This is a genomic window from Paenibacillus sp. RS8, assembly GCF_041956825.1.
GTDB lineage: Bacteria > Bacillota > Bacilli > Paenibacillales > Paenibacillaceae > Paenibacillus_AQ.
Window position 1 is genome coordinate 224,612 of the sequence record NZ_CP168131.1, and the last position, 12,716, is coordinate 237,327.

Here is a 12,716-nt window from a genome sequence, read left to right on the forward strand (position 1 = left end):
GCATCGTTTTATTAAGGTATAAAGGTGGACAAGAAAAAAAATACATTTATCCGATGGTCACAAGGATACGACAGCTAAAAAGTAGCCGTGAAAGCGAATGTCGGACTGTCAAATTTCTGCTACTTGCGGTGTGTCTCACCATATGGGTTAAATGCTCTTGGTTAGCCATTCATAGAAAAGGATTTCATGAACCCTTAATCAGGTTGGTTGCCCATGGTGATCTCGAATACGGCTCTCAATGCCGAGTGCAACCTGGCATGAAAATGCAAGCAGGAGTATTTATTTTTTCTTCCGGGCTCGGTATTGCTGCGGCGTTACGCCGACTACCCGTTTAAACAGGTTGGAGAAGCTGCCCAGACTGGTGTATCCCACCTGCTCTGCAATATCGGTAATCTTAAGCTCGGTTTCCTCCAGTAATTGCTTGGCCTTCTGCAGACGTTCCTGAATAATGACATCCGATATCGACAGTCCAGTCTCTTTCTTGAACAGCCGGGACAGATAAGCGGGGTTCAGATAAACATAGGCGGCCAATTCATCACGAGTAATCTCTTCACTCAGCCGGGAGCGGATATATTGTCTGATCTTGGTGACCACGGCCGAGGACATATTATGGCTTTTCTGCAATAACTGCATTGCGGCTTTCAGGCAATCTATTGCCCAGTTCTGCAAAGTGGAGGAATGCTTCGGGTAATTCTCCTTGTCCATCAGCGATTTCAACTCGGAAGAGGCGTGGGCGGATAAGCCTTTTTTGGCCAGTACAGTATGCAGAATGAAAAGAATGCCGTGGACAAGCTGCCGGTGCAGCTCACGGGTCCAGCGGTCTGCACCGATACTCACGAACCACAGCTTCACCCGGCGCTCCAGCTCCTCCAACTCGCCCAGTTCCAGGATGGTCGCCCACTCCCCGAAGATATGCATTGGAGCGGCCAGAGGCATGGTGCCAAGCGGTTGATCATAAGCCGGATCATTCGGGCCGAACACCTGACGGGAATGCTTCAGATTCCGCTGTTCCCGTTCAGTGACGTATGTGTAGGCGCTCATCATCTCGTGCAGCAATACGCCCGGGCTGATATAGACAGACAAGGAGCAATGCAGGAGCTGCTCGCAGGTGTTCAAGAAGGTCTGGCAGTTCTGCTCCAGTGTGTGTCGAACCGCATTCATGTCGCCCCTCACGTAGACAATTGCCAGGTTATGGCCTACCTGATCCTGCAGCACAGCCCCTCCCAGCCCGCTCAGCAGCAGTTCTTCCGCCAGATTTCGTAGCGCATATTCCATGATGGTCTCATCCCGTGCGCTCAGATTCTCCTTCCATTGCTCCAGGCCGAGCAGAGCGAGAAAGTAGCGGTCTCCTGGCTGCAGATCCAGATTGTAGGTATTCGCCGAAATAGTGAGCGATTCCAGGACGGGCGCGGCCCGCTGGCTGAGAATATCCTGCCAGAACCTTTCTACCAGCAGGGGAAGCTGATGCTCCCACTTTTGTCGGTACTCGTGGATGAGCGCCTCGAATTGCTGCTGCTCCCTCTGCTTGCTGATTTCTGAGAGCGCCTCATGAGATATCTTCATTAATTCTTCATAGTCCACCGGCTTGAGCAAATAATGGAATGCACCATGGTAAAGAGCGCGCTGTGCATACTCGAAATCGGCATGGCAAGTCAGCATAATTGTCAGCGTGCCGGGAGAATACTGCTTCACCCAGGCGAGCAGCTCCAGCCCACTTCTTCCGGGCATCTCAATATCGCAGATAAGCAAATCTATGGCTTGCTGCTCCAGGCAGGCAACCGCCTGATCCACATTCTCCGCCAGCCGGACCTCCTCTACCTGCAGCGCGCTCCAATTCACGCCCTGCTTCAGACCTAGCAAGGCGAAATATTGGTCATCAACGATTAGAACTCTGTACATATGAACTTCACAGCTCCCTTTGAGCGGGCAGTCTTATCTCCACCACCGCCCCCCCGTCAGGGATATTATGGAAGGTAAGCCTTGCCCGGTTGTTGTAAAACATCAGCATGCGTCTGTATACATTCCATATTCCCAGATGGTGGTCTGTAGGCTTCTGCTCATACAAACCAAGATTGAGCATCTCCAATTGAAGTGCGGAGAAGCCCGGCCCGGAATCCCGGACCTGAATGGCAATGCAGGCATCGCTGTTCTCCCCGGCTTCTTCCCGGACCGTGATCACAACCTCGAATGGCTTGGCGTTGTTGACGAATCCATGCTTGATCGCGTTCTCGACGAATGGCTGAATCAGCAGCGGCGGAATGAGGTTGGATTCAAGCTCCTTCGGCAGATGGACTTGATAGGACAGCTTGTCCGGATACATGACCATCTGAATCTCAATGTAGTTTTGAATATGTTTTAGCTCGCTGAGGAGGGGAATCCAGGTACTATTGGTATTCATAATGAATCTGAAATGGGAGACCAGATGGCTTATCATTTTTTTGATCAGCGAATACTTCTGCAGCTCCACCAGATGAAAGACGATATTCAAGGAATTCATAAAAAAATGCGGGTTGATCTGCGCCTGAAGATGCTTGAGCTCCGCTTGCTGCACCTTCATTTGCTCTTCATACACATCAATCTTGAGATTGCCGATATGCTCGGCCATCTGGTTGAATTGCCGGGTGATGATCTGGAACTCCCTGCTGTTGCCTTCCTTCAGCCGGTGCTCCAGATGCCCCTTCCCCAGAATACGCATCCCGCTGGTCAAATGCTGGATCGGCTTGAACACAAGCCGACTCAGCAGAGCCAGAAGGATAGCCATAATGATAATAATGGCTATGGGAATGGTCTTGATGATCCTCTGGAAGATCGGCAGCTCATCCAGAATAGATTTCTCGTCCAATAGAATAAAGACATTCAGATTGGAGTATTGCGAAGGCTTGTCAATCAGCAGATAATTATTGCCGTTACTGAGACGAATCGATGCATCCACGGGATGGGCAGGATTATTGAGCTGTCTACGGATACGTGTAAGATCCTCCCCGGCGAATTGGCCCCATAACAGCTTACCGTCATTGCTAATCATGCCGATCTGCTCACTACCTCCTGTAGACTCCAGTTGGGTCAGGGGCTGTGCCAAAGCGTCAATGCTGATCAGAACACCCATCAGGAGCCGCCCGCTCTTGTCCGGCAGCACCTTGAATAGCAGCGGCTCTCCTCCGATGGTGACGGTCTCCCACTTCAGGGAAGCTGGAAGACTGGAAGCATTCAAGCGCGTGGACAATCCGGTAGAAATCATCTCTTTCTCCTGATAATATTCTTTCTGGCTACTGAGGAATAACTCATCCCGGTCCTGATGGTATACGAACACGCTACGGATAATCGTGTAATAGCTGACATCGCTGTACCACTGGTCCATTAGCTTACGGATGGACAGATAGTAATTGACACTATCCGGACCGCTGTCCGAATAGAGCTCCAGTAGCATGTTCTCATTAGCGGTACGCAGTAGATAATGGCTGGTCTGCTCCAGCAACTCGTTCGAGCGTACCTAAGTGAAGGGTCAGTGTATCGGAAGCAGATTTTGCGACTTTCTCCCGAACGATGTTGGTCGCATAGATGTTGGTGTAATAGAGAAAGAAAAACAGCGGAGTGACCAGCAGCAAGACCAGGGCACTCACTTTGAATCGCAAGGATAATTTCACATTCCCACCCCTTAGGTACATTTGCGCCTCGGCTGCAGGAAAGGGAAGGACGGTAGCCGTCCTTCCCCTCAGCCTGTTTATTTAGGATTGTTTTGCCTTCCAGGCATCGTATTGCTTCTGAACCTCGGCGCGGATGTCCTCGATTCCGTTGGCTTTCAACTTTTTATTGTATTCTGTCAGTACTTTGTCTACACTCAGGCTGCCCGTTTCAAGCAGCGGACGGAATTCCTTGATGATGTTGCTGACGACAGATACCTGCGTTTTGACAGGGTCCGTATTGAAGTTGAAGCCGAAAGACTTCACCTTATGGGCCTTATCGTTGTAAGCCTTGAACTTCTCCCACTTGTCAGCGCTTTCGCCTTCCCAAAGGTAAGTTAAGGTCTGGTTGCCGAACATCCATTCAATCCCCGGCGCCCAGCCGGTATCGGCCCGGGTCGCCACGCCGTCGGGAAGCTTGATGAAGTTCTCCTTGCCGTCCACCTTGACGTATTGCCGGTCTTCCACACCGAAATCAATCAGATTGACCAGATGCGGGTCTGTATGCAGCAGGTTCAGCAGCATCATCGTCCGCTCCGGATCAACGGAGGTGCGTCCAATGGCCATCATGGAGTTGCTGACGCTGGCTGTGCTGATCTCGGGATCATTGCCCTTCAGCTTCACCAGCTCAATTCCGGTGGCGATGGAATCTTCCTTGTCGGAGTCCGGTTTATCCGAGCCGAATTTCATCCAGGTCTTGCCCGCTTTGAAAGCATCTTCAGTACTGGTCTTGGTCGTTGCGGCATCCTTATTGATAAAGCCTTTGCTGAACCAATCGCTGTAGAGCTTCATCCGGTAGATCGCAGTGTCGGATTCCATTGAGCTGATAATCATCTTATCGGTCTTGGTATCCAGGACGATGCCGGCGGGAGCGCCTGCAACCAGCTCGTAACGGAAGTTTTCTTTGATGCTCTCCCTGGTTTTGTCGAAGTAGCCAAGTGTGTCTGAACCGCTGCCGGAGAGCCAGATCGGCGCAATAGCGGGCTCCTTCTCCTTGATCGTCTGAAGCCATGGCTCCAGATCCTCCAGAGTCTGAATTGAGTCTACATCGAATCCGTATTTGTCCACAAGGTCTTTGCGGAACATAATGGTGTGGCTCTCGCCGATTTCCTTATTGGTTGGAATGGCATAGATTTTGCCGTCCACCGTTCCGCCGTCAAGAAAACGGGGATCCAACGTCTCCTTGATCCCTTGTCCATATTTGTCCAACAAATCGTCAAGAGGTAGGAACGCACCCTTGGCAACGTTGTTGGCGAAATCGGCCCAGTTGGGGGCAAACGTTAAATCGACCTGTTCCCCGGATTGATACGCCAGAGCCATCTTTTCGGCCCAAGAGGACCAAGGAAGCCCCTGGAAGTCAACTTCGGCGTTGATCTTTTGCTTAAGATATTTATTGATCTCCTCCACAACCGCCTTGGTATCATTCTGCGGGAAATTTCCGACCGTGTAAACGGTTAGCTTCCGGTAAGTTGAAATATCGAGATTGCCGCTCTCCGTGCCCCCGGTAGCTGTAGCTGCGGCACTGGACTCTGCCTCGGACGGATCGGAAGCGTTAGAATTTCCTCCGCTACACCCGGTAATGCCCAGTATAACGGCGGTTAGAGCAGCAAGCACCGCGCCTGAGCCTCTTTTTGTTCTCATTTGTTTAAACCTCCTCAATGATAATTCGGATCATATATTCTAACCGGCATTTTAGCCAGAGTTAGACAGCTTAACCTTTGATAGCTCCTATTGTAAGGCCTTTGGTGAAGTACTTCTGGAAAAACGGATAGATGAACAGAATGGGACCTATCGATACAACGACCATGGCCATCCGCAGGCTTTCGGTCGGAACCGACTCGTGTACAAGCAGGGCCACACCGCTTCCCGCCAACTGGTTCTTGAAGAACTCCGCCTGACGGATCATTTGAATCATGACGTACTGCAGAGAGTACTTGTCAGTGTCATTAATAAAGAGCATCGAATTGAACCAGTCATTCCAATACATCAGCGTGGTGAACAAACCGATGGTAGCGAGCACGGGCAGCGAGATCGGAAGCACAAGCTGGAAGAAAATCCGCCATTCTGATGCCCCATCCAATTTACCAGATTCTATCATCTCTTCCGGCACCGTTTGTTGGAAGAAGGTTCGCGTAATAAAAATATAGAATGCGTTAGACAGTCCGGGAAGAATGAGCGCGATCAGCGAGTCCTTCAGATTCAGATAGTTAACGTATAGCAGGTAGAACGGAACAAGCCCTCCCGAGAACAGCATCGTAATTAGAAGATAGAAGTTAAACACCTTTTTAAAGGGAAAGTCCTTCCGGTAAAGGGGGTATGCATATAGTGCAATCAGCAGTACGGCCAGAAGGGTTCCGATCAGCGTAACGGTCAGACTGATTCCATAAGCTTTGATCAGGGTCTCCGAATGGTTGAACAAATACTGGTAAGCGGATAAATCAACCTTGTCGGGAAAGAATTTATACCCCTCTAGAGTTAACGTTTTCTCATTGGTTAAGGAAATGGCCACAATCAGCACAATGGGCAGGATGCAGGCCATGCTGAAAGCAATGAAGAACAGGTGAAGAATAATCTGGGCGGTCTTTGGCCCCTTGGAGTAAGAACTGATATGGGATGCAGTATTCATTATGATCCTCCGTTCTAGAAAAGTGCCGTATCGCGGTTCAGCTTACGGGCCAGACTGTTCGCTCCAATGACAAGAAAGAAGCCGATGACAGATTGATAGAAGTTCGCCGCCGAGGACATGCCTAGGTCATTGAGCTGGATCAAGCCCCGGTACACATAGGTGTCGATGACATCCGTTGTCGAACGCAGCGCACCGGAGTCGAGTGTAACGTGGTAGAACAGCCCGAAGTCCGAGCGAAAAATGCCGCCCAGGTTGAGAATAGTAAGAATGACCATGATCGGCGTGAGCAACGGCAGGGTAATCCGGGTGATCTGTTGCCACTTGCTGGCGCCGTCCATGACGGCGGCCTCGTACAGTTCCTCGCTGATACCCGTGATGGCGGCGAGATAGATGACGCTCCCTATACCGATGGAATGCCACATCTTGGTAGCCCATAGAATGTAGGGCCATGCATTAGGATGCATGTAAGCATTGACTGAGGAATAGCCGAACATCGGCAGAATATGCTTGACCAGGAAGCCATACTCCGGGTGCAGGAAGGCATAGACGATGAAGCTGACGACCACCATGGACAAGAAATTCGGCATAATCATAACGGTCTGGAAGAAACGGGAGGAAAGCTTGCTGCGGACCTCATTGATCGCAATCGCCAGGGAGACGGAGAGAATGAGGCCTGAGATAATAAAGACCACGTTGTAGGCAACGGTGTTGATGGTCACCCGCAGGGCATCGGAGGTAGCGAACAGGAAACGGAAGTTGTCTAGCCCCGCCCATGGACTGCCCATAATACCATCCACGTAGTTGATGTTCTTGAACGCAATGAATAATCCGAACATTGGGATGTAGCAATTGATGAAGAAGATAATGGAGGTGGGCAGCAGCATAAGCAGCAGCACCCGGTACTTCACGATATTGCGCAGCAGCCGGTCAATGCGGCCCATTGACTGCGTATAGGACGGCTTGGTTACAGCTTTCGTTGCAGGGTTTGTCATAGGTTCGAACCTCACTCTACTTAATCTGGATGGATTCATTATAGTAGAAGAACAGAAACGAATTCTCTCTTGCAAATGACCTTGTTTATTCAAAAGTGACTTCATGCTCCATATGGATATTTGGAGTTCTTTTCATAATTAATCACTCTTATTTCAAGAAATTCCAGCGCAAAAATACCCCTCCTTATGATACAGTAAACCGTATCACAAGGGGGGGCGAAAACTATAACAGGAGCCGCCGGAACATACTCTCATCTAGAATTAAGCTCTTTTACTTCTATGATCTTTTTACTAAACTGATACTTTACAGTAACATTCTCAATAATCTCAGTATTCTGGTAGGCAAGAGACCCCTCAAATGCTAAAGTATCATTGTCTTTCCACACTATCTTATCTGCATAGCTATAATTTTCATGATCTGTGCGAATCCATGTATCTAATTTTTTTTGCACACCATATTTAACTCTTGCAGATTCTATTAATTCTGGACTTACCCTTCCCTCTTCAATATTATTAATTTGGACGAAATTACTTTTATTAGAGCATGTTAGTATTGCAACTAAGTTATGATTTGGTGAAGGAATAATTTTTTTAACATACATTGATGGTGTTGAAAAACTTAGATACTCTTCAAGCACATTGTCTTTTATTCTCCAAATGACATTTTGACTTCCATAATCCGAATAATTATTAAACAACGTAAATATCATACTTCCGTCTGCTAATTTAACAATATAAGGGCTCTTATAACTTTTTGACAAAATATCGACGGCAAAAGCAGCCGCATCGGCGATTTTTTGATTCTCATTTTTTAAAAATGGTTGAAGTTCTTTTAAAGCTTTTACTCTCAACTTTTGATCATTAAAGCTTTCTACCAGCCTATTAATAGCAATATATACATATTCATTATTATCACTTTTCAAAGCATGTAGAAATTTTTCGGCATCATATTTAGTAGCAGGCTCTAACTCCATATCTTCAGCTTTTAGGTAACGTATGTAAGGCTCAGAATTTTGATTTTTATAATATTCTGTTGCTAATAAAGCTGAAGCAGTTGAACTATACAGGATAAGACAGGCGACCAAAACAACCCACTTTTTAGAGATACCTTTTTTTCTTTTCTCTTTCCCATTGTGCTTAGCCGCTTCAATTAAGTTCTCATCAATGAATCCGATCTCCTTAAATAAATCTTCTTTTTTCATAGGTTAACCCCCTCTTGATTTAGATGAATTCTAAGTTTTTTTCTTGTCCTAAATAATATAGATTTCACTTTGCTACTACTCATATTAAATCTCATGGAAAGCTCCTCTATCGAATACGAATACCAGTACCTTCCAATAAATATGTTTCTGGCTTGCTCATCTATGCCATATAAAAATTGATTTATTAAGCTCGCTATCTCACCTTCTTCATACTCTGTTTCTACCGTATCAGGGGAAGCTAAACATTCTTCTAGTTCAGTTAGAATGACTTCAAACTCACGATTACGCTTTTGCGCTGTATTATAACCATATTTATCAAGCGCAATATTACGGGTGATCCTCCCCAGAAATACCGGAAAATTTCTAGGCAGATTAGGCGGTATTGCATTCCATGCTGCTAAATATGTATCGTTCTCACACTCTTCAACATCAGACAAATTTGAAATAATGTTTCTTGCAATCACTCTGCAGTAAGCCCCATATTTTTTCTTAGTCTCTAAAATAGCTTGCTGTGAACGCTGTAGATATAAGTGAACTATTCCTTGGTCTTCCATCCGCTGTTCTCCTTTTCAACACTCTTATCTATATAGTAGAAAGTTCGTAGAAATGGTTGCACTTATACTAAAATTTTTTTCCAGCTCATAAACTGCAGGTAGTTTTATCATACAAAATATATAAGACAAAACCACTCCCGACAAAGGAGTGGTTTCTTTAAATAGATTTACTTTGTTCAGCTATCATCTTCGCTTACGCATCCCTGCATTTCACTTGAGTAAATGTTATTTTTTCTTTACGGGTATCCATATTTCCCCTGTAACATTCACTGCCATACCATAATACATTTCGAAACTAGGACCATCAACCTGTTCGTATTCAGAGGTCGGAAACCATTCGGAGTATATTCGTTCCCACAGTTTTTGCAAATCACATTGCGGCTCCGGGAAAATAGCCCATGTTAAAGCCTGGACAGAGAGCTTTGTAAATCTTTCTGGAATTTCAAGCCCCTTTGGTAAATTGTAACAAATCATATACTTGAAAGATTCTCCCGTGTGATCATATAAGGCAGCGTGCAATACGGTATCACCAAAACGTCCCAGTAATTCATTCATAAGATCAACACTACCATCATCATCACATTTTACACGGAATTGAGGAACTTCAGAGAACGCTGTTTTCATGTCCAAATTTATTAGACCATATACTCCGAACATCTCAAAAGGCCCTCTTTGTTCAATTCGATAATTCATCTCGACATCTCCTTTTATAGAAATATGAAAGGACATCCGAGGATAGGCTTTTAGAGAAACGCCCTTATCGCGTGCAGATATCGGTATTATCCCATGAAGATTCTTAAACGCTCGCGCAAACGCTTCCGGCGAATCATACCCATATTTCATAGCTATATCAATAACCTTTGCATTTGTTGTCTGCAGCTCAAAAGCCGCCAATGTCAACCGTCGACGTCGAATGTACTCAGATAACGTTATTCCAGTAATAAACGGAAACATTCGTTGAAAATGATAAGTAGAACAACAGGCGATCTGCGCTATGTCATCATATGAGATTTTATCCGTTAGATTTGTTTCTATATATTCCATCGCGCTGTTCATCCTCTGCAACCAATCCATCGTATTCCCTCCCTTCGAGATAAATTTTAGTGTAGTTAACAAATGAAAGCCGTGCATTTACTGCACGAAAAAGTCAGTACAAAACTTACCTTTAGGTCATCTCTACAATCCAAAATGTTCTTTAACTAACTTAAATTGTTCCTCCACGCTCATACTTGGTATTCTTTCAACGGTTTTAATCCCTATAGCAGTACAGGCGTGCTTAATCTCATTAGAAAACTTAACCATAGATTTGTTCCCTTGCTTAATCGTTTCCTCTGGGTTTATCGTATAGGCGTTGATGCAATCCAAAATCATCTTATGATCTTCTCTAAAGTAATATAATCGCTCTATCTCTTCTTCAGACGTGTACAAACAAATCATTCTCTCTTCTGGTATAAAAGGTAATATACGTTCAGGCATTATGCCTAAATCAATAATTATTGGTTTGTCATTAGGCATTGTTAACAAGTCAATGATAAAGAAGTCCATCATCTCTTCGACGATTTGAAATAGCCATTGGCAGTGCTCATCTACGGGTTTATTGAACCACTTATTCCAATCCAAATCTGGATTAGGAAATTGAAGAGCAGGGTAATCAACAGGACTAGTGAATGGTCTATATTTTAAGACATCATCACCTAATGTTTGAAAGCCTAGTTCCTCTACGAATTTTTTGGTCATAGTAGTCTTTCCGGCACAAGGTCCACCATTAAGCCAATAAACATGTTTTAATTGTTCCTTCAAATAATTATCATTTATCTTCATCCGATACACCCCATATGATTTGTGTAGTATCTTACTTTAACACGTCGGTTTCGGAGAGGTGGCGGATTCTTATCTTCCTATAACAGTGAAAACACATAGAAATTCTCCTTTCTTGGCACAAGTAGTTATATTCTATGAGTTGGGTTAAATTCCCTATCACTTTAACTTTAATATGATTTTTCCTTTTGCCCTTCCCGATTCGGAATACTCCATTGCCTTTTGAGCTTCTTCAAAAGAAAATATTTGATCAATTACAGGCTTTATTTTCCCTGCCTCTATAAACTCTGAAATGATCTCTAATTGTCTCCCGCTTGGTTTCATGAACAGGAAGTTGTATTTAACATGGTATTGCTTCTCTAATTTTGTGAGCTTACGGGTAACCAATCGAAAAAGACTCGTTTTTATAAAGCCAGACCCATATTCTTCTCCGAAGCGCGCATTGGGCAGCCCAGAAACCGATACAATTTGTCCACCTGGTTTGACTATTTTAAAAGCCTTTTCTAATGTTTCTCCGCCAATCGTATCGAATACTCCATCATAATTTTGTAAAACCTCATCAAATTGTTCTGTTTTATAATTAATTATTTGATCGGCTCCAAGAGACTTGACCAGTTTAGCTCCGGCATCACTAGTAGTTGTACCCACATAAAGCCCCATTGCTTTGGCAAGCTGGATAGCAAAGGTTCCAACGCCGCCCGAGCCAGCTTGAATCAATACTTTTTGCCCTGCCGACAGCTGTAATATATCATGTAATGTTTGATAGGATGTAAGCCCGACTAGTGGGATTGACGCCGCTTCCTCAAAGGAAAGGTTGTGAGGCTTTAAGGCTATATCGTCCTCATGTACGGATATATATTCAGCGAAGGTTCCAATTCTATTCTTTCTTGGCCGTCCGTATATTGCATCACCTATTTTGAATTTTGTTACTTTGTTTCCTACTTTGGTGACTATACCTGAAAAATCATTTCCTAAAACAAGCGGCAGATCGTATTTCAACAGCATACGAGTTTTGCCATCCCGCACCTTGAAATCGATAGGATTAATACTCGCCGCATGGATTTCCGCCAATACATCATAATCACCCACTGAAGGCGTTAGAATGTCTGCCAATAGAAGAGGACTTTTTCCGTATTTTTCAATGATCATTGCTTTCACAAGAATCCTCCTTTTCATTATCGAGATGCGAAGCATGTAATTGTTAGTCTACTTCGTCTGTATTTTCTAGTAATATTGTTCCATGAATTCATCTAGATGGTTTATAAGATTTTTTAACACTCCTAATTTTGTTCTAACATCCATAAAATAATAATTTTTAGCGCCTTCTTCCCGCACCATAATGATTCCAGCTTCTCTTAAGATCCTCTGATGATGTGAAACAGCAGGTCGTGAGAGATGAGTTTGTTCAGTAATCTCACCTAGGCGTAGTCCGTTCGTACAAGTAGTCTCCATAAGTACAGTAATAATAGATTGCCGTGTCTCATTACCAATGGCCAAAAAGACCTTCTGGCATAATTTGAAATCTTCTTTGATGACTTCAACTTGTTGCTGTTTATTTATGATTCTCACCGCTTTCATCTCGTTCAATCGTTTAACTTAGCGAACCATTTGCTGACGAGTATGTCATAACAAGATATCCTCTGCAACCTTGGGAAAGAAAATCGAGATTACAAGGGAATTTTTTACATAATTCTCATCTTCCAATGGGTTTAGACTACTTGGAGGTTGTCCAAATGGGAAAACACGACAGTAAAAGCAATCATAATGTTTTGCGGGATGCGGAGAATGGAATCATTTTTGATTGAAACTTTTCAAATCACCATAAACTCATTGAGTAGTATAAG

General features: G+C 44.7%; 12 protein-coding genes. All 12 read right to left on the reverse strand.

All coding sequences use genetic code 11. The annotated features are described in order from the left end of the window. Nucleotides 1-279: 279 nt before the first annotated feature. Entirely contained in the window at nt 280-1,899 is a 1,620-nt protein-coding gene (locus ACDZ28_RS02055) for a response regulator (RefSeq protein ID WP_042130787.1), read from the reverse strand. A gap of 7 nt (nt 1,900-1,906) precedes the next feature. After that, the gene (locus tag ACDZ28_RS02060; protein ID WP_375103914.1) at nt 1,907-3,475 is read right to left on the reverse strand and encodes a sensor histidine kinase; all 1,569 of its coding nucleotides are present in this window, start codon (nt 3,473-3,475) and stop codon (nt 1,907-1,909) included. Next, entirely contained in the window at nt 3,435-3,665 is a 231-nt protein-coding gene (locus tag ACDZ28_RS02065) for a hypothetical protein (protein WP_375103915.1), read from the reverse strand. Before ACDZ28_RS02065 ends, ACDZ28_RS02060 begins: the two co-directional genes overlap by 41 nt. Before the next feature lie 60 nt (nt 3,666-3,725). Next, on the reverse strand, nt 3,726-5,321 hold the full coding sequence (locus ACDZ28_RS02070; RefSeq protein ID WP_339287930.1) for an ABC transporter substrate-binding protein: 1,596 nt from the start codon (nt 5,319-5,321) through the stop codon (nt 3,726-3,728). 70 nt (nt 5,322-5,391) lie between these two features. Further along, complete coding sequence (locus ACDZ28_RS02075; RefSeq protein ID WP_042130793.1) at nt 5,392-6,306, reverse strand: carbohydrate ABC transporter permease; 915 nt, start codon at nt 6,304-6,306, stop codon at nt 5,392-5,394. A 14-nt stretch (nt 6,307-6,320) separates the two neighbouring features. Next, nucleotides 6,321-7,298 carry a sugar ABC transporter permease gene (locus ACDZ28_RS02080; protein ID WP_231573912.1) on the reverse strand — a complete coding sequence of 326 codons (978 nt, stop codon included), beginning with the start codon at nt 7,296-7,298 and terminating at the stop codon, nt 6,321-6,323. Nucleotides 7,299-7,549: 251 nt separating this feature from the next. Further along, entirely contained in the window at nt 7,550-8,500 is a 951-nt protein-coding gene (locus ACDZ28_RS02085; RefSeq protein ID WP_375103916.1) for a hypothetical protein, read from the reverse strand. Continuing rightward, a complete protein-coding gene (locus tag ACDZ28_RS02090) occupies nt 8,497-9,054 on the reverse strand; it encodes an RNA polymerase sigma factor (RefSeq protein ID WP_375103917.1) in 558 nt (185 codons plus the stop codon). The genes ACDZ28_RS02085 and ACDZ28_RS02090 overlap by 4 nt, the downstream gene beginning before the upstream one ends. Before the next feature lie 225 nt (nt 9,055-9,279). Continuing rightward, complete coding sequence (locus ACDZ28_RS02095; RefSeq protein WP_375103918.1) at nt 9,280-10,128, reverse strand: helix-turn-helix domain-containing protein; 849 nt, start codon at nt 10,126-10,128, stop codon at nt 9,280-9,282. 102 nt (nt 10,129-10,230) lie between these two features. Next, the gene (locus ACDZ28_RS02100) at nt 10,231-10,875 is read right to left on the reverse strand and encodes a hypothetical protein (protein WP_375103919.1); all 645 of its coding nucleotides are present in this window, start codon (nt 10,873-10,875) and stop codon (nt 10,231-10,233) included. A 156-nt stretch (nt 10,876-11,031) separates the two neighbouring features. After that, complete coding sequence (locus tag ACDZ28_RS02105) at nt 11,032-12,030, reverse strand: NADP-dependent oxidoreductase (RefSeq protein WP_375103920.1); 999 nt, start codon at nt 12,028-12,030, stop codon at nt 11,032-11,034. A 66-nt stretch (nt 12,031-12,096) separates the two neighbouring features. After that, entirely contained in the window at nt 12,097-12,450 is a 354-nt protein-coding gene (locus ACDZ28_RS02110; protein WP_375103921.1) for an ArsR/SmtB family transcription factor, read from the reverse strand. Between the last annotated feature and the right edge of the window lie 266 nt (nt 12,451-12,716).

What these genes read in the sequence shown, in the direction of transcription:
- ACDZ28_RS02090 (WP_375103917.1), bottom strand. Translation starts at nt 9,054, where the DNA reads ATGGAAGACCAAGGAATAGTTCACTTATATCTACAGCGTTCACAGCAA.
- ACDZ28_RS02100 (WP_375103919.1), bottom strand. Translation starts at nt 10,875, where the DNA reads ATGAAGATAAATGATAATTATTTGAAGGAACAATTAAAACATGTTTAT.
- ACDZ28_RS02080 (WP_231573912.1), bottom strand. Translation starts at nt 7,298, where the DNA reads ATGACAAACCCTGCAACGAAAGCTGTAACCAAGCCGTCCTATACGCAG.
- ACDZ28_RS02095 (WP_375103918.1), bottom strand. Translation starts at nt 10,128, where the DNA reads ATGGATTGGTTGCAGAGGATGAACAGCGCGATGGAATATATAGAAACA.
- ACDZ28_RS02055 (WP_042130787.1), bottom strand. Translation starts at nt 1,899, where the DNA reads ATGTACAGAGTTCTAATCGTTGATGACCAATATTTCGCCTTGCTAGGT.
- ACDZ28_RS02110 (WP_375103921.1), bottom strand. Translation starts at nt 12,450, where the DNA reads ATGAAAGCGGTGAGAATCATAAATAAACAGCAACAAGTTGAAGTCATC.
- ACDZ28_RS02070 (WP_339287930.1), bottom strand. Translation starts at nt 5,321, where the DNA reads ATGAGAACAAAAAGAGGCTCAGGCGCGGTGCTTGCTGCTCTAACCGCC.
- ACDZ28_RS02075 (WP_042130793.1), bottom strand. Translation starts at nt 6,306, where the DNA reads ATGAATACTGCATCCCATATCAGTTCTTACTCCAAGGGGCCAAAGACC.
- ACDZ28_RS02085 (WP_375103916.1), bottom strand. Translation starts at nt 8,500, where the DNA reads ATGAAAAAAGAAGATTTATTTAAGGAGATCGGATTCATTGATGAGAAC.
- ACDZ28_RS02065 (WP_375103915.1), bottom strand. Translation starts at nt 3,665, where the DNA reads ATGTACCTAAGGGGTGGGAATGTGAAATTATCCTTGCGATTCAAAGTG.